The organism is Lentilactobacillus hilgardii (assembly GCF_009832765.1).
In the GTDB taxonomy this organism is placed as follows: domain Bacteria; phylum Bacillota; class Bacilli; order Lactobacillales; family Lactobacillaceae; genus Lentilactobacillus; species Lentilactobacillus hilgardii.
Genome location: NZ_CP047121.1, coordinates 542,648 through 563,321, shown reverse-complemented (window position 1 = coordinate 563,321; position 20,674 = coordinate 542,648). Strand labels below are relative to the sequence as shown.

18 protein-coding genes are annotated in these 20,674 nt (G+C 40.4%); 7 read left to right on the top strand and 11 right to left on the bottom strand.

The features are described from left to right. Positions 1-45 precede the first annotated feature (45 nt). Positions 46-1,158, bottom strand: coding sequence for a PrsW family intramembrane metalloprotease (locus GQR93_RS02545; protein ID WP_003552050.1), 1,113 nt, complete (start codon positions 1,156-1,158; stop codon positions 46-48). A gap of 273 nt (positions 1,159-1,431) precedes the next feature. Here GQR93_RS02545 and GQR93_RS02540 point away from each other — a divergent pair, with 273 nt between their 5' ends. Then, entirely contained in the window at positions 1,432-2,388 is a 957-nt protein-coding gene (locus GQR93_RS02540; RefSeq protein WP_035444299.1) for a nucleoside hydrolase, read from the top strand. Between the two features lie 103 nt (positions 2,389-2,491). On the opposite strand, the gene GQR93_RS02535 is transcribed toward GQR93_RS02540, so the two are convergent. Together GQR93_RS02535 and spx are read right to left on the bottom strand one after the other, a co-directional pair. After that, positions 2,492-3,292 carry a Cof-type HAD-IIB family hydrolase gene (locus GQR93_RS02535; protein WP_003552047.1) on the bottom strand — a complete coding sequence of 267 codons (801 nt, stop codon included), beginning with the start codon at positions 3,290-3,292 and terminating at the stop codon, positions 2,492-2,494. 289 nt (positions 3,293-3,581) lie between these two features. Continuing rightward, positions 3,582-3,977, bottom strand: coding sequence for a transcriptional regulator Spx (gene spx, locus GQR93_RS02530; RefSeq protein ID WP_003557539.1), 396 nt, complete (start codon positions 3,975-3,977; stop codon positions 3,582-3,584). 189 nt (positions 3,978-4,166) lie between these two features. Here spx and GQR93_RS02525 point away from each other — a divergent pair, with 189 nt between their 5' ends. Together GQR93_RS02525 and GQR93_RS02520 are read left to right on the top strand one after the other, a co-directional pair. After that, entirely contained in the window at positions 4,167-6,134 is a 1,968-nt protein-coding gene (locus GQR93_RS02525; protein ID WP_003552042.1) for a cation:proton antiporter, read from the top strand. 209 nt (positions 6,135-6,343) lie between these two features. Next, positions 6,344-7,915: a bifunctional metallophosphatase/5'-nucleotidase gene (locus tag GQR93_RS02520; protein ID WP_159298634.1), complete on the top strand. Its 1,572-nt coding sequence runs from the start codon at positions 6,344-6,346 to the stop codon at positions 7,913-7,915. A 28-nt stretch (positions 7,916-7,943) separates the two neighbouring features. On the opposite strand, the gene GQR93_RS02515 is transcribed toward GQR93_RS02520, so the two are convergent. The 3 genes from GQR93_RS02515 to GQR93_RS02505 form a co-directional block, all read right to left on the bottom strand. Continuing rightward, positions 7,944-8,969 (bottom strand): IS30 family transposase, encoded by a 1,026-nt coding sequence (locus GQR93_RS02515; RefSeq protein ID WP_010619295.1) that lies wholly within the window; start codon positions 8,967-8,969, stop codon positions 7,944-7,946. 305 nt (positions 8,970-9,274) lie between these two features. Next, positions 9,275-10,903: a ribonuclease Y gene (gene rny / locus GQR93_RS02510; protein WP_003552037.1), complete on the bottom strand. Its 1,629-nt coding sequence runs from the start codon at positions 10,901-10,903 to the stop codon at positions 9,275-9,277. Positions 10,904-10,957: 54 nt separating this feature from the next. Continuing rightward, positions 10,958-11,902 carry an alpha/beta hydrolase gene (locus GQR93_RS02505; protein ID WP_187117504.1) on the bottom strand — a complete coding sequence of 315 codons (945 nt, stop codon included), beginning with the start codon at positions 11,900-11,902 and terminating at the stop codon, positions 10,958-10,960. A gap of 137 nt (positions 11,903-12,039) precedes the next feature. Here GQR93_RS02505 and GQR93_RS02500 point away from each other — a divergent pair, with 137 nt between their 5' ends. Together GQR93_RS02500 and GQR93_RS02495 are read left to right on the top strand one after the other, a co-directional pair. Further along, positions 12,040-12,468 carry a helix-turn-helix domain-containing protein gene (locus tag GQR93_RS02500; protein WP_187117503.1) on the top strand — a complete coding sequence of 143 codons (429 nt, stop codon included), beginning with the start codon at positions 12,040-12,042 and terminating at the stop codon, positions 12,466-12,468. 220 nt (positions 12,469-12,688) lie between these two features. Continuing rightward, on the top strand, positions 12,689-13,537 hold the full coding sequence (locus tag GQR93_RS02495) for a hypothetical protein (protein ID WP_003552027.1): 849 nt from the start codon (positions 12,689-12,691) through the stop codon (positions 13,535-13,537). Here GQR93_RS02495 and GQR93_RS02490 read toward each other — a convergent pair. Continuing rightward, positions 13,509-14,087 (bottom strand): methylated-DNA--[protein]-cysteine S-methyltransferase, encoded by a 579-nt coding sequence (locus GQR93_RS02490; RefSeq protein ID WP_003552019.1) that lies wholly within the window; start codon positions 14,085-14,087, stop codon positions 13,509-13,511. The two genes, GQR93_RS02495 and GQR93_RS02490, sit on opposite strands and share 29 nt — an antisense overlap. Before the next feature lie 145 nt (positions 14,088-14,232). On the opposite strand from GQR93_RS02490, the gene GQR93_RS02485 reads away from it, so the two are divergent. Together GQR93_RS02485 and GQR93_RS02480 are read left to right on the top strand one after the other, a co-directional pair. Continuing rightward, complete coding sequence (locus tag GQR93_RS02485) at positions 14,233-15,669, top strand: DUF2252 domain-containing protein (protein ID WP_225430384.1); 1,437 nt, start codon at positions 14,233-14,235, stop codon at positions 15,667-15,669. After that, positions 15,662-16,000: a DsrE family protein gene (locus tag GQR93_RS02480; RefSeq protein ID WP_003552015.1), complete on the top strand. Its 339-nt coding sequence runs from the start codon at positions 15,662-15,664 to the stop codon at positions 15,998-16,000. The genes GQR93_RS02485 and GQR93_RS02480 overlap by 8 nt, the downstream gene beginning before the upstream one ends. A gap of 265 nt (positions 16,001-16,265) precedes the next feature. Here the strand turns inward: GQR93_RS02480 and GQR93_RS02475 are convergent, their stop codons facing one another. From GQR93_RS02475 to arcC, 4 genes are all read right to left on the bottom strand, one after another. Continuing rightward, a complete protein-coding gene (locus GQR93_RS02475; RefSeq protein ID WP_003552013.1) occupies positions 16,266-16,922 on the bottom strand; it encodes an HAD hydrolase-like protein in 657 nt (218 codons plus the stop codon). 164 nt (positions 16,923-17,086) lie between these two features. Then, positions 17,087-18,514: an arginine-ornithine antiporter gene (arcD, locus tag GQR93_RS02470; RefSeq protein WP_003552010.1), complete on the bottom strand. Its 1,428-nt coding sequence runs from the start codon at positions 18,512-18,514 to the stop codon at positions 17,087-17,089. 123 nt (positions 18,515-18,637) lie between these two features. Beyond that, positions 18,638-19,324: a Crp/Fnr family transcriptional regulator gene (locus tag GQR93_RS02465; protein ID WP_003552008.1), complete on the bottom strand. Its 687-nt coding sequence runs from the start codon at positions 19,322-19,324 to the stop codon at positions 18,638-18,640. A 287-nt stretch (positions 19,325-19,611) separates the two neighbouring features. Further along, positions 19,612-20,568 (bottom strand): carbamate kinase, encoded by a 957-nt coding sequence (arcC, locus tag GQR93_RS02460; protein ID WP_003552006.1) that lies wholly within the window; start codon positions 20,566-20,568, stop codon positions 19,612-19,614. Between the last annotated feature and the right edge of the window lie 106 nt (positions 20,569-20,674).

Below are 20,674 nucleotides of genomic sequence, written 5' to 3'. Positions count from 1 at the left end.
AATTCAATCCACAACACCCAACCGGGCTGTGCCCTTTCACTTCTACTAACGCTTTTTTGAATTATTTTTCTCTGGTTTTCGTTTCTTTGTTTTTTTCGCTTTTGGAATGATGATACGCTGCCCTTGTAATGTTTTCACTTCACGTAGTCCAGCATCAATCATTATATATATTAAGAACCAACCCACAACCACGTCAAGAATTTCCTGCATAATCGAGACGTTCAATCCTGTATTTGGAATGTCCCAATCCCAAAATGTGTGCAGAATGACAGTGATTAAAAAGAATACGTAGAATTTAGGATTTGTAAAGAAATCCCGAATCGTAAACGGCTTTTTCCGAGCTTTCCCTAAAATAATTGCACCGCCCATAATGGCCGCCCAAATTGTATGGGTTCCAACTGCTTGAAAACTTCTCGTCAAAATCGTCATCAATCCATACTGACTAACATAGCCCGAACTTTCAAACACCGAAAAACCTGCACCAACGGCCGCTCCAATTAAAACACCATTAAATATGTAATTCAGTTTGTATGAGTTGATAAAGAGAATCACAACCACGCATTTTGCAAGTTCTTCAACGACACCAACAATCAGTGCGGATTCAATACTGACATCGGTTCGAATCGGCAGCATCAGATAAAATGTCATTGTTACCAGCAATGAAAGAATCCCCCCCACCAAAAAAGTCGTCAGAACTTGAAGAACCGATATGTTTTGATAAACGTTAATCTCAAAAAACATCATCATTAACGAAAAAGGTACCGCCAAAGATCCAATAAAGATCAAACCAGGAATTGCCTTATTGCTTTTAAAAAGAAACAGTAATAACATCAACATTGCAAAACTGACTGCCAACACAAAGAAAATTCTGGAAAAGAACCACGGCTTTACCGGTCGACTGGAAACCTTTCGTAGACTTGGTGTTGTCGATCGGGTGCCCACAATAAACAACCGATCTGCTTCATCCTTACTATGTTTTTGAAAAACTTCAGAAAACATTCGTGACAGATGAATCTCCACCGGGCTTTCGTTTTCCTTGCCTCCAAGTCGTTTGGCGATGCTGTCGTCTAAATTATCAAGGTTGTCGTAATTTCGTCGCACACCTGTCCAGATCAACGAGAAAAAGTTTCGACCTATTTTTTTATTTTCAAATTTCATCTAAAATACATCTTTCCTATAAGTATTACTATTTAGCGTAACTTACGATGATAATAGATTCAAGTTACGTGCTAAAATTATTCTCAATAACTTGTTTCACGATACGCAGTGGCGGCTGTAACCCACGAACAAAAAACGCTCTGTGGTTGGTCAATCGAACTGATAAAAATTCAGGGTGATCCCAAGTCAAAAATTGAGTTATAGTCCGTTTTCGGTTATGATTAAGTAAAGGGTTTTCATCCTTGATATTACAACATTATGGAGGTAGTTTTAATGGCCCAGAAAAAAATGATTCTTGATCTTGATACCGGTATCGACGATGCAATGGCAATTGCCTACGCAGTTGCGGATCCGGATGTTGATTTAATCGGTATCATTGGTTCATATGGAAACGTATACGTTGAAGACGGCGTTCAAAATTCACTTAAAATTCTTGAATTACTTGGTGCTACTGACGTTCCGGTCTATCAGGGACTTTCACATTCATCAGAAAGTGACCACTTTGACAGAATGCCTGTCAGTGCTCAAATTCACGGTGAAAACGGTATTGGCGATGTTGACCTGCCGGATCCTTCCCGCAAGCCTGAAACAGGCGACGCAATCGACTTCTTTATTGATGCTGTCAAGAAATACGGTAAGGACCTAATCCTTGTGCCGACCGGTCCACTTACCAATTTAGATGCTGCTATTAAAAAGGCACCCGAAATTACAAAAGAAATCGGCAACATTACTTTAATGGGTGGTGCGGTTACCGTTCCGGGAAATGTAACCAATGTCGCTGAAGCAAATATTCAGCAAGATGCATCAGCTGCCAACAACGTTTTCCGCAAGGCCCCACTTACCCAAGTTGGTCTCGACGTCACTTTAAGAACCCTGTTAACTAAAAAAGAAACGCAACAGTGGCGTGACCTGGGTACTAAATCAGGTGAAGCCTTCGCCGATATTGTAGATTATTATATTAAAGCATATGAAGTCACAAGCCCTGATCTTCACGGTTGTGCGCTTCATGATCCATTTGCGGTTGGCGTTGCGATTAATCCCGACTTTGTTCAAACAATCAGTTTAAACATGTACGTCACAACCGATGAAAAGTATTACGGTCGAACAACAGGTGATCCTGCCCGCTTGTCTGATCCAAATCCAAATGTTAAAGTTGCGGTCAACGCTGATGTAGATGCTTACTTAAATGCATTTATGACTCACTTAACCGGATTATTCAGTAAACACTAATTTAAAGTAGGTTCTACACTTAAAACGACTGCCATCGTCATAACGATTGGCAGTCGTTTTTTGATTAACTATAGGTGACCACGCAACAATGGCTGCTTCGCTTTTATCGAATGGAGAAAAAGCTTTTCAAATAATTCCCCACACCATTATCGTCATTATTACCGGCAATCACACTACTAATTGCCCGAACTTCGTCTGTCCCGTTCTTCATAGCAACTCCGATTTGAGCATGGGCGATCATTCCGAGATCATTTTGAGAATCTCCAAAGGCCATAAGGTTGGAAAAGTTCCAGCCAAAATGTTTAAGTAACGCTTTTAACCCAACCGTCTTATCCATCTTCGGTGCTAAGAATTCCATAATCTGCGGCTGTGACCGAACGATATGATATTGCTTACTAATTCGAACCGGCAGGTCATTACTGAAATCATCAAGTAAATCCGGCTTGTCACACACAATTCCCTTGGAATACAAATCATTTTCATCCAAATCTGCAAAACTTCTGGAAACAAATTCGATGTTTCCTTTAAATTGTTGTTGGTACATTGACGGTTTCAAATCAGAAATCGAATAGACACGTTCAAAATTCAGAATATCCAGCGGTGCATAAACTTCACGTGCAAATTTATGTAACGATTCAAAATCCGCTTTGGCCATCCCCCTCTTAAATAATTCCTTTTTGTCGTTGTTATGAACAACCAATGCCCCGTTGAAAGTGATCGTGTAATCATCTTCACCAGTTAACCCCAATTGTTCAATATACGGCCAAATTGCATTAATTGGTCTACCGGTACAAAGGACCACCTTAATACCATTATCATGAATCTGTTTCAATATATTCTCATTAGTTTTGGAAATGTTTTTGTCACTTGTCAGCAACGTCCCATCCAAATCCAACGCAACCATTTTAATCACTGCTAGAGTTCCCCCTCTGATAGTAATAACGACGTTTATTCTAAAGAAACTAAATAGGAAAAACAACCCTTTGACAATATCTTACACAGAACTTTTCATAAATGCTAGATCAATTACAAAATTGTTCCGGATAATTTATTTAATAATTATATTAATCAGCCAAGTATGCACCTAATTTGATTACATTTCCAATGTAATTTCACAAACAAAAAAAGAAGTTGGGGTAATATTTACCTCAACTTCTAAATTTATCCGTATAACTTAACTGTTATTATTTAAACTAGCTGATTTGTGATTCAAGTTCCCGAAGCTCAGCTTCACGAACACTTCTAGGAAGAAATCTTCTGATCTCTTCTTCATTAAAACCAACCTCTAGTCGATGATCATCAAAAATAATTGGTCGTTTAATCAAATCCGGGTACTTAACCAATAAATCAATTAGCTGAGATACCGAAAGATTATCCATATCTATATTTAACTTCTTATAGACATTAGATCTGGTGGAAATGATATCTTCACTTCCATTTTCGGTTAAACGTAAGATTTGCTTTACTTCATCGGCGTTCAGAGGATTGGAATTGATGTTTCTTTCCTTAAAGGCGATGTTGTGGCTCTTTAACCATGCACGTGCTTTCCTACTTGATGCACTACTTTGTGCGACATATAGATTTAACATTACAATCCCCCCTAGTTTGTAACAGAAATGAAACCTAAATACATCCTTCACGTAATATATTAACACAGTGAAACCTTTTGTCAATACCGTTACTTACTTTTTGTAAACAAATTTGTGAAATTTCGAAACCCTCTTTCAGCACCTTTTCCGTTATAATAAGTTTATTGAAACAAACTGGGGGATTGAATTATGGAAGCTTTTTATTTAGTCGCACTGTTAATTGTTGCGACAATTATTTCCAATATGGTTTACACTGTTTTTCCAAAGATACCGCTCACCTTTTACCAAATTGCTTGCGGGTTCTTACTCACATTACTTCCTATTTTTAGGGATTATACACTATACCCCGAATTTTTCATGGTTGGTATCATTGCGCCACTCATGTTCAATGATGGTCGCAATACAGATGTCTCACATCTTGGAAATGCTTTTCACCACATTATGTCAATGGCCGTCTACTTGGCAATTCTAACAGCCGTGATTATCGGTACTTTCGCACACACAATGATGGCTATCATCCCGCTGAGTCTCTGTTTTGCCTTAGCAGCAATTGTGACACCAACCGACTCGCTGGCGTTTTCATCCATCACCGAGGGTGTTTCACTTCCGGAAAATGTGTCGACTGTTCTTGAAAGCGAATCACTGTTCAATGATGCATCTGGTATCGTTGTGTTCAATTTAGCCCTCTCATCTTTTCTAACAGGCCAATTTTCTTTTTCAAAAGGATTAATTAATTTTATTATCAGCTTTTTTGGTGGTCTCATCATCGGGTTAATTGCCGGCTTGGCCTTTGTTAAACTGCAAACCTTCCTTGTTAATAAATCTATGGATACATCCAGCGTCATTGTTCCTTTCAGCTTAATGACGCCATTTGCAATATATCTCATTTCAGAGCACTTGGGCTGCTCCGGTATCTTAGCGGTTGTTGCGGCAGGAATCGTCTATGGCTTAAACCAGAGTCGCCTAAAGCTGACAACGACCAATGTCCGTTTGGTAACAGGTGCCACCTGGTCGATTGTCAGTAATTTGCTAAATGGCATTGTCTTTGTGCTACTGGGTGTCACGCTACCGACCGTCATTTCAAACATCATTCCCTTATCATCTACTTTAACAATTGAGCTGGCAGGCCTTGCATTTGCTATCTACCTCTTAATGGGAATTGTCCGATTCCTTTGGGCAAAGCTCAACTTTATCAGGCTCAACCGAGACCAGCCCTCAACAATGAAAGAAGCTTTTCTAATTGCCATTGGCGGCGTTCATGGAACAATTACACTTTCCATGGCTCTTTCATTACCACTAACCCTCTCAGGGCACGCTTTCCCTTATCGAAATGAAATCATATTTGTCGCAACCATTGTCATCCTCCTCAGCTTAGTAGTTCCGGCATTTATATTGCCAAATATGCTGCCCCGAAAAAAAGATGACGACCAATCCTCTTTCAATCATTATCGTACTGAAATGGTCAACTACAGCATTTCGCAAGTTAAGGTCCAGGAAAGTGTTCCCCTAGCAGATAGAAATTATGTTATTGATATGCTTGCGAGCCAAAAGCAGGGCGGAAATATTGATAAAACACAGATCAACGACATTATGAACCAGACTCACAAGGTTGAAATTGATGCAATCACAGGTTTACTAACGGCCGGTAAAATCCCTCAAAATGTCGCAAACCAAATTTCCCGACGAATGATGATGACACCCGGTCAACGTGGCGGCTTTCTCACTAAACTTCAATTTCTATTCCGTGTTCGCTTTCCGAACAAAAGGACCCGCAAAATCAAGCGAAATATGCAGTCTGTCGCATCAAGATTCAGCCCGGAATTAAATCAAAAACTATTCGACAAAAAGGTAGCGATCAGGAAAATCGTTGAAGACACTGTTTACCAACATGTTAATAAATTCCTTGATGATATTGAAAACGAAACAAATGCACCGTCAATTGCATTTGTTAGGAATGGCTATAACTTTCGTCATGCCAGAATCGACTCATCAGACAGCTCGGATGATTTAAGAAATCAACTGTTGATTCAAGCATTTCAATACGAGTATTCCTACGTTGCCTCGGCATTTCGAGATAAGGAGATCTCCCGAACCATCTCCGATCAGTTGAATCAAAGCGTTACGACAGACCAAATGGTCTATATGGAACAGGGATAAGGCAACGCTTGAAACCGTGCACTAAGAAGCAGATCCCGGCCGCACAAGTCTTTAAATCAAATAGTCAAACCCGGACTATCTGATTTAAAGACTTGTACTCTGGAATCTAACCGCTTCTTAGTGCACTCTTATCCCATTAATCTGACGTTTACAAAGTACTGTCAATTGATTATACTTGACGGTATACATTGACTTTGCAGGTGAAAATAATGAAAATTACCCTCTTAGCGACCAGTGATACACATGGCTTTATTGAACCCACTAATTATGTGGATTCAAATGCAAACAAGCCTTTTGGTCTAGAAAAAGCAAGTTCGACAATTAAACGATATATTAACCAACATCAAGATGAAAAAGTCATCCTGATTGATAACGGGGATTTTCTTCAAGGTTCGCCCATGGCCGATTACGTTGCCAAGCGAGCTGATGAAGTCGACAAAGCATCATTTATCAACGCTTACAACCAAGTTGGTTATCAGATTGGCAGTATTGGCAACCATGAGTTTGACTATGGTTTGGACTACCTCAATTTTGTGATGAACCATTCCGGTAGGCAATTTGTTTGTGCAAACATCGTGGATCATGATAATGAACCGCTGCTAACCAATCCATATACCATTTTAACTATTTCCGGTGTTAAAATCGGATTCCTCGGACTAACAACCACAAGCACGAAAAAATGGAAGAATGTTAATGACTTAAACGACTTCAACCTGATCTCCGAATTATCTGCGTGCAAACGCTATTTACCTGAACTAAGAGAAAAGGCCGATGTCGTCATTGTTGTTTATCACGGTGGATTTGAGCGGGACCATACCGGTAACTGGAATGACATCAATCCCGGTGAGAATCGCGGATATGATATTTTAAAGAATATCAAAGGCATTGACGGTTTTATTTCCGGGCATCAGCATCGTAAAATTGCCAGTGAACTTTTTAAAGTGCCGATTATTCAACCCGGATCCCGTGGTGAATTTGTTGGAAAGATTTCTTTTGATTTATCAAACTCAACCAAAAAGATCACGCGTCACAGTTCAGAATTATTGAGCGTTGCAGATAGTGAACCGGATCAAGAAATCGCCAAACAAATCGCACCTCTGTCAGCACATCTACAACATTGGCTTGATAAACCCCTTTCCCATATTGAGGGGGATTTGACTTTTAACGATCCTTTCCATGCCCGAATTAAAGAATCTGCCTTCATCGAATTTATTCAAAAAATTCAAATGAGCAAAATGGGAACCGATATTTCTGCCACTGCTCTGTATAATAATGAAGCACATGGTTTTGAAAGCCCCATCACCATGAGAAATATCATTACAAATTACGTTTACCCAAACACACTGGTCAAATCAAAAATTTCCGGCGCCGATCTCCGGGCAGCATTGGAAGTAACCGCTAAATATTTTGATGTTAAGCATGGTGAGGTAGTCGTTAACGAGCAATTTATGTTTCCTAAAGAACGTTTTTATAATTACGATATGTATGAAGGAATTGAATATACGCTAAATATCGCTAATCCTGTGGGGCACCGCGTAACCAAACTAAAATATCACGGCAAAGATATTACAGACGATCAGGTCTTATTCGTTACCTTAAACCGTTACAGAGCAAATGGCGGTGGTCACTATCCTATGTATACAAAAGACAAAATCGTTGCTTCCTGTGACATGACAATCAGCCAAATTATTTTAGAATATTTACAAGAACATCCCGTAGTAAAAGCGACTAATAATCATAACTTTAAAATTCCTCAATTGTCAAATCAAGTGCAACACTAAGAATCTATTCTTAGAAGTGGTCTAGTTGCTAAGCTAGTTCAGGCATTAGATCGGCTGGGCAGCGATAGTTCAATGACCGCCGTAGCCGGTTGTTTAAGGTATCTTGAGCCAGCTGAATGTCAATGAGTGAGGCCGAAGCCAAGGATCTGCCCTTCGGGAAGAACTCGCGCAAAAGGCCGTTAGTGTTCTCATTGGTTCCACGTTCCCATGGTGAATAAGGATGGGCAAAGTAGATGTCAGTTCCCTTGACTTGACTCAAGCTTGAGAACTCAGCACCATTATCAAAAGTAATGGTTTTAAAGTGCTCGGTTCCATAGTCATATAAGGTATTCTGGAGGGCTTTCAAGCAAGTGTCGGCATGATAATTGGGAAGTTTAACGATGATCTCTAAGCGACTAACACGTTCAGTCAAAGTCATTAATGCTGGCTCAGATTCAACCCGTTTGCCTTTGACCAAGTCACCTTCCCAGTGTCCAAGCTCTTGACGCGCTTGAACCATGGCGGGACGCTCTTCGATTGAATGGCCCAGATTTTTCTTATTGATTCGATGATGCTTTGCCCCGGGGCATTTAATCCGGCGACGTAGTTTAGCTGGTAGGTCTGAATTGCGGATAGCTAAACGCTGGTCATCAATATACCGGTACACCGTCGGTGTTGAGGGGCAGACAAGCCTTGGGTGATCAGTCTTGAATTGGTGGACAAAAGTATCCACACTATGCATCCTGGGACGCGCTTTTAAAGCTGTCACCAAAGCATTACAGAAGGTTTGACAATGATCAAAGAGTCCACGATAACAGCTATTTAGTCGGTGCTTACGATAAATTGCTTCACCAGTTTCTGCCAGATATGACTGTTCAAAGATATGAGTACTAGCGTTAATCTGTGTCGTTGTCCCACGTTTTAATTCACGTGAAATCGTGCTGGGATTACGATGAAGGGCCTGGGCAATCCGGCGGATAGACCAATCTAAGTCCCTTAGGGATTCAATTCGACCACGTTCAGCTAAATTGAGTTGGTGATACTGATTAGATATGATATTCTTAATTCGGGTCATGAAGATACCTCTTTCTTGTTTGTGGTGAATTAAGAATAGGTCTTCATGGCCTTTTTGACTAGTCTGAATAAAGAACTGGTCTAGTAGAGCAGGTGTTGCACTTCAATTTTAAATCGAGGTAACTTTAAAATTGAAGCAAGGAAATAAATAGTTTCGTGTTTGCTATTATTTGTTTCATATAGATCCCAATTATAAGGACATATAATAAAATCCGGTATTGAATATGATTGTTTGAATCATATTCAATACCGGATTTTATTAGTCTATTACAACACTGATTTTTAAACTATTTTTCTTAATTAATTTCAAGCATTACTTTTAGCCTTTTTAGGCTTATGATTTTTTCCATCATTTGCTCGATGCGCTTTTTTCTTCTCAACGCCAACAAAAGCCACTGCCTTGAAATCACGAATTGAAGTCACTTTAATTTTTCCCGGATATGTGAGCTCGTCTTCGATTTCATCTTTAACCTGATTAGCCAACTCTGCATTTTGTTGATCATTTACTTTTCTTGGATCAACCATAATTCGAATTTCACGGCCGGCTTGAATGGCATAACTTTCTCGAACACCACGCTTGCTGCTTGCAATTCTTTCAAGACTCTTTAGGCGGTTAACATACTCTTCAACAGACTCACTTCTGGCACCTGGACGACCACCTGAAATTGAATCTCCGGCAGCAACCAAGTGAGCAATTGGTGTGGTAACATCAACATCTCCATGATGAGAAGCAATTGAATTAATAACTTGTGGATCTTCTTCAAAAGTTTCCGCAATCTTAACACCCAACTCAACATGGGTGCCATCAACTTCACGGTCAATTGCCTTACCAATATCATGCAGTAGGCCTGCCCGTTTGGCCAATTTAACGTTTAATCCAAGTTCAGCTGCTAATAAACCGGCAATATCCGCTACTTCCACGGAATGATTCAACACGTTTTGACCGTAACTTGTTCGATATTTTAATCGACCAATAATCTTAATTAGATCTGGATGCATCCATCCGATATGCAATGAACTGACAGTTTGCTCCCCCGTCTTTCGGATATCATTCATCACATCCGTTTGAGCTGCTTGAACCTGATGTTCAATTGACTGCACATTAATTTGCTTTGAAACTGTCAAATTGGTAATCGCCATTTTAGCAATTTCACGTCTGATTGGATCAGCTGTAACCACATGGAGTAAAGACCCATCATCCGGGTCAAATACCAAGTCCACACCCGTTAAGGTTTCAATATAACGAATATTTTGACCATCCCGGCCAACCAGCTTCTGCTTCGTACTGTTATCATAAATTTGAACTGTGTGTTCCGTATGCTCTCGCGGCATATCAACCGGTCCACGTTGAATGGCGTCAACAGCCATGATTTTGGCAATTTTAGGTGCATTTACAGCTGCCTCATCCTGTTGATAACGCAATTCAATATCTTTTTCGCGCATTAAATCCTGGCTCAGTTGATCAAAGATTTGGTCTTTAGCTTGCGCGCTTGTTAAATCGCCGCGCTTCTCAAGTGTTTCAACGCGCTCTTTTGACAAATCAACAGCTTGTTTTTTAAGATCGGCAATCGATTGTTTTAATTCCGATAACTCATTATTTCGTTTTGAAAGATCCTGATGAACTTGATCAAGCCTCGTCGCAGTTTGTGTCAGCCCGTTCTCACGCTGGTTGATTCTGATCTGGCGGGTCGCATTATCCGCCTGGTAACTGTCAAGTTCCTCTTCAATTGATTCTTTATAATCAGAAGTCTGCCGATCGGAAGCTTCGTTTATCTTTTCAGTTTCCTTTTGTGCTTTAACTCTGGCACGATCCAGCAGTTTACTTGCTTCTTGGTGTGCTTTTGCAATCTCAGCAGCATACCGTTTTTTCTGAAGCGAAACACCACTGATCACGCCGATAATACAGGCAATAATGCCTAGAATGACATAGATCAAGACCAAACCTCCCTTCTAAAATAGTTCTATAGTTAGTCTAACATATTCTTTAATCTATTTGAGATAACGTTCTAAAAACTTCTTAACGGTATCCGTATAAAGTTTTGGATGGTTTTGATAAGATCTGGCATGACCCTTTCCTGGCACAATCAACAGTTCTTTTGGCCCCTTATCTGCTTTATAGAGTGGGTATACCATGCGGGTAGGAACAAAGTGGTCATGAGCGCCATGAATAAATAACATCGGTCGTCGATTCTTCTTAACCTGATTCAAAGCACTTGCCTCTTTAAACGTATAACCGTTCTTAACCCTGTTAATCGCACTCACAATACCAACCAACGGAAATTTCGGTAGGTTATACAATTGTTTTGCCTGATAGGAAATTTCGCTATACACATCCGTATAACCACAATCCTCAATGTAGGCTTCAACTTGTTTGGGAACATCTTTAACGCCACTTACCATCATTGTTGTCGCACCACCCATACTGGTACCAAAAACAACAATTCTGGAATCTGCCCCCTTTCTTGTGATGACCTTTTTAATCCATTTAACATAATCCAAACGATCCGGCCAACCATAACCGATATAATTCCCCTGGCTGTCGCCATGCCCACGGGCATCCGGTAGCAATACATTATATCCTAAGTTATGAAACATATAGGCGTATTGAAACATCTGATCTTTATTTCCCATAAACCCATGCGCAACGACAGCCGTTTTATTAGTCGGCTTATCAGCCGCAATATAGTTGGCATCAAGCTTTAAATGCCGTGTTGCCGATAGTTCATGCCAACGCTGTTTATGAACGCTTTGATACCATTGGTGAGCCGGATACAGAGGACTGTCCGGCTTGATTTTTTGTGATTTACTTAAAAATGACTTAGGTGCGGGAACCACTGCAACTTTATAAAAATAAAGACCGGCACCAAATAATCCCGCAGCAACAACCGTCACGAGAGAGGCACAGGCAATTATGATTTTTGTTCGTTTTTTCATTTTATAAACGACCACCATTGATTTAGTTTGATTATTTAAGATAAGACCGTGCAGGACTCCGAATGCTAACCGCTTTGCTCCGCACACTTATACAAAATGCAGTATAATAATAAGTAATGAATAGGACGGTGATAATAATGTTTCCAGAACGACTTAGAGCACTGCGGCGTGGAAAACACCTGACACTTCCGCAATTAGCCCAACTACTTAACGAACAGTTTCCAACAGATGAGGAGCATCAGAACACACCTTCACAAATTGGAAACTGGGAACGCGGTGTCAGAACTCCTTCATACGTAGAGGTTCAGAAATTAGCCTCATTTTTCAATGTCACGATGGATTATTTAACCGGCCTCACTGAAAATAGTACTTATGATTTGGCACGACTGTTCATCTCGGATAAATCTCTTCAATTCAATGGACAAAATTTGGATTCATCGGATCGATATGAAATCTATCAATTAATTTCCGGATACATTCACGGTAAAACAGGTCGAACCCAACCGCCTGCACCAACGATGAAACAAGAAGAGTTGGATTTAGGGATGGATAAAAGTAATCATTAAAGGACTATTCTTTTATTTACCGATCATTAAAAATACACCGATAAAAGTCGAAATCGTAAATCCAGCCCACGCAAATGCACAAAATGCAATTTGCGCTTTATTTTTTTGAATAATTGCAAAAATTAGTCCTATTAACAGGATCACCCAAATGGTGAATATTTTTTGAGCAAAAGTCACTGTTTAATCAACCCTCGAATCTTAAATATGACTAGGAGACAATATGCTAACAAATAAACAAAAAAAGAAACTTTTAAAAAATCGTAAACATCAAGTTTCCCCAGAATCCGACTACATTTCACAAATGAAGCGGTATCGCGAGTTGTTTTCCGATTTTCCCGATGTCAAGTTTTTAATTAATAATGTACTCGAAAGTGACCACCTTATCAAGTCTAAATTACTACCTCAGGAACTGCCGGAATTACTTCTCCCCGAAGACATTCAAGATCAGATTTTTAAAGCAATCAATCAACGCTTCGATCGGGATGATCCGGAAGGCGATAAGCTTTGGAACCAGTTAAGCGATGCATTGCCAAAATTAGATAAAGCCCTCCGCTCCTATCGTGACTATTTGGAAGAACAATACGGTATGTGGGCATATATCTCAGGGCCATTCGTTAAGAGCTTAGCCGCTTACATTGATCACGAAGCTGTCTTGGAAATCATGGCCGGCAACGGCTACATCTCAAAGGGTCTTCAGGATCTTAACGTCAAGGCCTATCCAACTGACAGCCTTGAGTGGCTTTCCGAAAATCAAACCGGTAAGCATCAAGTTACGCAGATCGAAAAACTAGATGCCGTTTCGGCAATTGAAAAATATCAGGACAAGGTTAAATACGTTATAATGAGTTGGGCTCCGGATAAAGAATCAGTCGATCTCGACGTTCTTAACGCGATACGAAAAGCCGACCACGATCTTAAATTGATCGTCATCGGCGAAAGAAACGGTGCAACAGATTCTAAAGCTTTCTGGCAGCAGGCTCACATTATCGAACCGGAGGCCGCCAAGAAGTTAAACGCCCACCACAAACCATTTGACCTCATTAAAGATCAGGTTTACCTAGTTGACTAAGACGTGGTAATGGCAGCTTTTTAATTAATGGTTCCTTTGCAAGGGGTTCTTTCTCAAACTTGAGAAGGGACTCTTTTGCATCCGCACCACCCCGGTATTCGCCTATTTCGCCGTTAGACCGAATGACACGATGACAAGGGATAACAATTAAGAATGGATTTTTGGCAACGGCACTGGCAACCGCTCGGATCGCCCTTGGCCTACCAATTGTTTCGGCCAATTGCTTATAAGTAACCGTCTCACCATAAGGAATTTGGCGAAGCGCATCCAATACCTGTAATTCGAGTTCATTATGAATTTCGCTAAAATCCAGCGGTATATCGAAAGTCTTCCGCTTTTTATCAAAGTATTCTTTGAACTCATCAAGATAAATTCCGGTAATTGTTTCATTGTACATAAACTGATATTGATATCGATTGTTAGGATAGAAATCAAAGATTTCAGAAATATGCCGATGCGGACTGGAAACAAAATTCAAGCCCTTGTCAGTCACGGTAAAATAAAATGTCTGATGATTAATTTCAATGCTTTCCCAATAAATTTTTTTCATAGATAAAATCTCCAAAATAACTCATTAATGGTATTGTAACACAGAGCCTGTCAATGCAAGTTCCAAACGCAAATTACCACTTTTCTTGACTGCTGCCTGTCACTCAGCCACAATGAAGCTAAATACCCGAAAGGAAAGACCATTGATGCAAAATAAACAACCTTCGTCATCAGCGCAGCAGGTTTCAAGCTTACGCTACGATTTAAGTGAAATTCGAATCAATAAAACTGTTAATGAGCTGATTCATATGGGCCATGATGTTCGAGACAAAGTACCTTTTGAAAAACTGGCACAGTTTAGACAAGTAAACAGAGATGTGGTATCAGGGATTGAGCATGTTGAGAGCAAATTGATCTCGGAACTACTCCCACTTCGCCATAAGCGGTTAGCTGCATCCCCCTTTTCATTTTTTAGAGGAACAGATGAACTAATGGCTTATGACCTGTCAAATCAAGAATCATCAAACATTCCGGTCGTCATTTCAGGTGACGCACACATTGGTAATTTTGGCTTTTATGCCTCACCGGAAAGAAAGCTGCTTTTCGACCTCAATGATTTTGATGAGTCCACAATTGGAGCGTGGGACTGGGATATTCGCAGATTGTTAGTCAGCGTTATTCTGGCAGGCGAACAACTTGGACTTTCCCATGACAAAATTTCAAGCATTGAAAAAGCAGCCGTTGAAACCTACCAGGAAATCCTTAGTCAATGTTTTGATGATCACAGTGCATTGGAACGTTACTATTTTTCTACTGAAGTTGAAAGCTTCCTGAAAGCCGAAGCAGATGGCAATTCGTTGCCAAAGCTCTGGGAAAAGATTAAAAATAGTGCCGTCTCGCGTGATTCAGAAAAAGTGGTTAAGAAATTTACCACCATTGATACTCAAGGTCACCTTGTTTTCCGCGAAAATCCACCTAAAACCGTCCACGTTTCAAAAAAGCGTTACGGCCAAATTGTGGACCATCTCCAGAAATACCTTCAAACCGTCAGTCCTGATGTTGCGGTTCTTCTTTCACAATTCCATATTAGCGATATTGTGAGACACAGCGTCGGTGTCGGCAGCTTTGGTACCCGCTGCTATTTAGTTTTACTAACTGCCATTGACGGCAGCCACCTTGTTTTACAAATTAAAGAAGCACTACAGACCCGTCGGTTTCAAGGGTTCGATGTCACAACCAAATATAGTCAAAGCGGCCCGGACAACGGTGAAAGAATCATTACCTGCCAACAGGTATTACAGCGGGCATCCGATCCTTTCCTAGGCTTTTACCATAATGAAGACACCGGCAGAAGTTTTTATGTACGTCAGTTTTGGGATATGAAAGAATCTGTTAATCTCGAAAAAATGGATGAAGAAGATTTCGCTAATTATGCTAAGATTTGTGCTCTGTTGCTTGCCCGGGGACACGCACAAAGTCCAACTGCCGGCATCATCCATGGTTATATAGGTAAAAAGAAAAAATTAGCAAATAGTTTGGTCACTTGGTCAAATGATTATGCCAAGCAGGTTCATAAGGACTACCAACTATTTAAAGAAGCCTTTGATACCGGAAAGTTAGCAAGGGAGGAAGCAAATGCATAAGGTTGTTTTCCATATTGATGAAGCTGAGAAATGGTCCCATACAATGGGAAATATTAAAAACTTACTTGATTACGGCAATAGTGAGGGTGAAGATTATCAAGTGACGGTTTTGGTCAATGGTGATGGCATTATGGGATATTTAATGACGACCGGTCGAAAAGCCGTTAAAAACCTCGGTAAAGAATTTGTTCGGTTTCACGCTTGCAAAAACGCGATGAAAAGCCACGGTATTGCAGCAAAAGATCTGCCGGACAACGTTGAGATTGTTCCGGCAGGTGTCGCTGATTTGATTGCATTACAGGAACAGGGTTATTCATATATTAAGCCGTAAGATCTGCTTTTCACGCGACACGTCAAGCAATCGATTTCTACATCATATCGAGGCCGGGTTACAAACCATCCTTATTCTCAACATCTGATTTGTAATCACAATTATGACCAAATTAAAACGTGGCACAAAAGTAACGCCATGCTCTTAAGCTCTGGCGTTATTTTTGTGCCACGTTTTGTGATTTTTTTGGTTAAAGCATTCAAAAGTCGCTCATATTAATTATTTTTACGACATTTCCAATTCATCAGTTTTAAAGTATCAATGTTTAACCAACCAATTTTTCGACACCATGGTGAATTTCTTCCGGTCGATTAATAATGGCACTTGCATGTGCTGCTGAAAGTTCCGGTACATCGCCGAAGCCATATGTTACCCCCAGGGTCTTAACATGGTTCTCGTAGCCCCCAAGCATGTCTGTATTTCGATCACCGATCATCACACTGTTGGTTTTATTTGCACCGGTTTCTTTTAATGCATAGGCCAAAATTGCTGATTTGGTAATTCGCGTTCTTTCATCACTGGTTGCGCCAAATTCTCCGTCAAAATACCGTCCCAGTTCAAAGTGGTCATTAATTCGATTGATCATGACTTCCGGTTTGGCCGATGCAATGTGTAAATGGTACCCGGCACCTTTTAAAGCATCTAATTCTTCTAAAATGCCAGGGTAAATTTTCAATTGAAAAATACCGTCATCTTGATAATATTCCTGATAATATTTAAGTGCATTAAAAACGTCATCCTCAGAAAGATCAGGATAAAACTTTCGAATTGACGAAATGAGTGCTGGGCCAATAAATTTTCTATATTGATCATCCGTTAGTTCAGGCAGATGCATCTTCTCAATAAAATACTTGATTGATTTAACAATTCCGCGTTCTGAATCCGCAATCGTACCGTCAAAATCAAAGAATAAATGTTTCATTAATTTATCTCGCTTTCACATAAGGTTATATTCCACTATCTTACCGGGAATAAGAAAAAATGCAAGCACCTGAAGAAATCATGAAGTCGTAATGTCACTCAACGACAGCAAAAGACTGGGACAAACACCTTGCCCCAGCCTTTTTGTTGCAAACTATCACAACTCTAAAATGTAATCTTTCCAACCATCAATCCATAAATTGTGTAGATGGCTGCAATGACAATAATGATAGCAACTGTCATTTCAATTGGACCAAATACTTTATCTGCCTTATTATCCCGTTTTTGAAGGATCCAATAAACAGGAATCCCGGCAGCAAACAACAATGACATCAGTAACAAGAAATTGGTGCCGGCGGCAAATAACAACCAGCATGCGTAAATACTTGAGATGATTCCGATTGTAATGTTCTTACCCCGACCACTGCCATGGTCTTCATTCACGGAGTATTTTAACTGATAGAAAGCCGAGAATGCGTAAGGAATCAAAATCGCAGCACTTGAAACCGAATAGAAGAAGTTATAAGCCGATGCTGTGATTAAATAGCTGAACATAAAGATCTCTACACAGATATTAGTCACTGTTAATGACGTAATTGGTGCACCATTTTTGTTTTCCTTAGCAAACAATTTAGGAAATGTCCCTTCCTTGGCTGCTTCGTATGGTAGTTGTCCAGCAAACATCGTCCAAGACAACCACGCACCGACAACTGAAATAATCAACCCAAGGTTAACAACCATCGCGCCCCACTTACCGACAATACTTTGAAGCAAATCGGCCATTGCGGGTTGTGTCAGATGCGATAGTCCGGCACGGCTCATAACACCAAACGATAGCAATGTTACCAACATATAAATCAAAATAACCGTAATAATTCCTAAAACGGTTGCTTTACCAACATCGGAACGTTTTCGGGCACGTCCTGAAAAGACAACCGCCCCTTCAATTCCAATGAAGACCCAAACAGTTACCAACATCGTGCTCTTGGCTTGTTTCATCACGTCGGCAAATTGGAATTTGCCACTTGGTGTAAACCAAAAGTCACCGGTAAACATGTTCAGTTTAAAAGCAAACAATACAATAATCAAAAACAGGAAGATTGGAATCAACTTCGCAATCGTAATAATCGTGTTAACAAATGAAGCTGATTCGATTCCTCGTAAAATCATAAAGTGGCAGGCCCACAAAATAAATGAGGCCGCAACAATCGACCAAATATTTTGACCATTACCAAAAACCGGTAAGAAATAAGCTACGGCACTCATCAATAGTGTGGCATAACCAACATTACCAAGCCATGCGGACAGCCAGTAACCCCAAGCTGAATTAAAGCCCATATACTTACCAAATCCAGCCTCGGCATAACTATAAACACCAGCATCCAGATCCGGTCGTTTCATTGTTAAGTTTTGGAAGGTTAATGCCAGCATAACCATTCCGATCGCTGTAATAACCCATCCAATGATAATAGCTCCGGCACCAGCGCCGACAGCCATATCATGCATTAAATTAAATACTCCCCCACCGATAATTGATCCAACAACCAGACCAATCAGTTCGAGTAAGCCTAATTTACCATCATGCTCTTTCATATTGTCACTCACTCCCTAGTACAAAATAAATTCTGATGCTTCCCTGGTATCAAATAAATTGCAAAACCAGTGCAGTCAGTGACTTGGCTTGGTATACATTGGCTGGAGATATTCCGATTGACTCTATACACTTAAAATTTTGAAATACTTCCGACTGTACTGTACCTTACCTTCCGCAACCAGCTGCTGCACCATCAAACTGGTTGTTTCCCTTGTTGTACCACTTACCTTAGACAATTCAATTAATGTCATTGGATATGGAATTAATACCGTTCCATCATCCTGCTTGTCACCAATCTGTTGCCCAAGAAACCAAATCGCATTCCAAACCCGACATTTGGCACTAGTTGTGACCATCCGTTGAAGCTGCGTTTCAGTCGTATTAATAATTGAGCTCATCTCACGAATAGCATTAACCATCATTTCGGGATTTTCCCGCAATAACGTCTCATAAAGTGTCATCGGAATAACAGCAAGCTTCACTTCTGTCATCGTTTCAACGCTATACGCATAATTTTCGTCTTCAAATAACCCAATATATGGGAATCCTTTGTTTGACCGAATATAAAGATAGAGCTGTTCATCCCCGTTCTCGTCCCAATGAAACGATTTGGCGACCCCACTGATAAGAAAATAGTAGTTTCTTCTGGGATCCCCCTGATCAAACAGAACTTGCCCTCTGTGAAAAGTCTTGATCGTCATCGCTGAGATTACACGATCCAAGTCTTCATCGCTCAGAGGGCTGAATTCTGGATGGCGCTTCATTTTGTTTCGATATAATTGGTAATCACCTTTATTGTTCAATATCATCGTTTTTCCACTCCAAAAATGGTTAGATAATTATCTTGTCAATAAAAGTGTAACGCAATTAATGATTTTGTACATCAAACGTATCGGAATAATACTTGTGGGTTACATATACAAGTATCCTGTATATTATGATTGTGATTTGTAAGTGCTTTGATCCACACACTTATTAGGGCTCCGCTAACCAGCACCACGCCATATAAGGGATCAATTCGAAAAATCCAAAATCAGGATTTCCCAAATCGACGCCTTATATTCCGGGTGCTAACCGGTTAGCTCCGCACACTTATTTATGCCTGTTGCCTCACCTTTTTTGTGATGACGGTTCCAGACCCTTCGTTAACAAATCCCTCAATATTGTCCAAGGCAGTCACAACTGCTTCGTTTCCAGTTGCTTTTACGAAATCAATCGCAGCTTGAACTTTTGGCAACATGCTTCCAGGAGCAAACTGCTTTTCGCCGATATACGTTTCAAGATCGGTTACCGAAACGTGTTCCAACTTCTTTTGGTTTGGCTTATTGAAGTTCACATAGATATTCGGTACGGCTGTTAGAATAATCAAAGCGTCGGCACCAACTAATTCGGCCAATTTTTCACTGGCAAAATCTTTATCGATAACCGCTTCTCGACCTAATAACTGATTCCCGTCAGCGACAACCGGAATCCCGCCACCACCAACTGAAATTGGTACAATTCCTGCATCTACCAACGTATTAACTGCGTCTGTTTCGACAACACCGATTGGTTTTGGTGAAGGAACAACCCGTCGGTAGCCACGACCTGAGTCTTCTACAAACGTAAAATTAGGATTTTCCTTCTTGGCCAGATCTGCTTCATTCTTTGACATGAATGGGCCAATTGGCTTTGTTGGATTGGTGAATGCCGGATCATCCGCACTGACTTCAACCTGAGTCACCACAGTGGCAACCGTTTTATTCAAGCCTTTTTCTTTCAATACCTGATTCATGGCATTTTGCATCCAGTAACCAATGCTTCCCTGGGTCATTGCAACAGCTGTATCCAATGGCATTGCCGGGTTTTCCTCGGTACTACCGGCAGCCTGCTGCAATAATAAATTACCAACTTGTGGGCCATTACCGTGTGAAATAATCAATTGATCCCCGTTCTCGATAAATTTCACCAAATGTTTTGCGGTATCCATCAATGCTTGTTGTTGTGCAGCGGCCGAAGCATCCTTTGAAAGGATGGCATTTCCACCGAGTGCAACTACGATTTTACGTCCCATGTCTTTCCCTCCTGTTTCAGTTAAAAATATAGGTTTTTTAAATAAGAAAGGCCGGGGACAGACTATTCGTGTTTGTCGCCGACCCTCTCTTTCTTGGTTTGTTATC

Bases quoted from the DNA above. Each gene is read 5' to 3' on its own strand.
- GQR93_RS02545 (WP_003552050.1), bottom strand. From the start codon at position 1,158: ATGAAATTTGAAAATAAAAAAATAGGTCGAAACTTTTTCTCGTTGATC.
- GQR93_RS02540 (WP_035444299.1), top strand. From the start codon at position 1,432: ATGGCCCAGAAAAAAATGATTCTTGATCTTGATACCGGTATCGACGAT.
- GQR93_RS02535 (WP_003552047.1), bottom strand. From the start codon at position 3,292: ATGGTTGCGTTGGATTTGGATGGGACGTTGCTGACAAGTGACAAAAAC.
- spx (WP_003557539.1), bottom strand. From the start codon at position 3,977: ATGTTAAATCTATATGTCGCACAAAGTAGTGCATCAAGTAGGAAAGCA.
- GQR93_RS02525 (WP_003552042.1), top strand. From the start codon at position 4,167: ATGGAAGCTTTTTATTTAGTCGCACTGTTAATTGTTGCGACAATTATT.
- GQR93_RS02520 (WP_159298634.1), top strand. From the start codon at position 6,344: ATGAAAATTACCCTCTTAGCGACCAGTGATACACATGGCTTTATTGAA.
- GQR93_RS02515 (WP_010619295.1), bottom strand. From the start codon at position 8,969: ATGACCCGAATTAAGAATATCATATCTAATCAGTATCACCAACTCAAT.
- GQR93_RS02505 (WP_187117504.1), bottom strand. From the start codon at position 11,902: ATGAAAAAACGAACAAAAATCATAATTGCCTGTGCCTCTCTCGTGACG.
- GQR93_RS02500 (WP_187117503.1), top strand. From the start codon at position 12,040: ATGTTTCCAGAACGACTTAGAGCACTGCGGCGTGGAAAACACCTGACA.
- GQR93_RS02495 (WP_003552027.1), top strand. From the start codon at position 12,689: ATGCTAACAAATAAACAAAAAAAGAAACTTTTAAAAAATCGTAAACAT.
- GQR93_RS02490 (WP_003552019.1), bottom strand. From the start codon at position 14,087: ATGAAAAAAATTTATTGGGAAAGCATTGAAATTAATCATCAGACATTT.
- GQR93_RS02485 (WP_225430384.1), top strand. From the start codon at position 14,233: ATGCAAAATAAACAACCTTCGTCATCAGCGCAGCAGGTTTCAAGCTTA.
- GQR93_RS02480 (WP_003552015.1), top strand. From the start codon at position 15,662: ATGCATAAGGTTGTTTTCCATATTGATGAAGCTGAGAAATGGTCCCAT.
- GQR93_RS02475 (WP_003552013.1), bottom strand. From the start codon at position 16,922: ATGAAACATTTATTCTTTGATTTTGACGGTACGATTGCGGATTCAGAA.
- arcD (WP_003552010.1), bottom strand. From the start codon at position 18,514: ATGAAAGAGCATGATGGTAAATTAGGCTTACTCGAACTGATTGGTCTG.
- GQR93_RS02465 (WP_003552008.1), bottom strand. From the start codon at position 19,324: ATGATATTGAACAATAAAGGTGATTACCAATTATATCGAAACAAAATG.
- arcC (WP_003552006.1), bottom strand. From the start codon at position 20,568: ATGGGACGTAAAATCGTAGTTGCACTCGGTGGAAATGCCATCCTTTCA.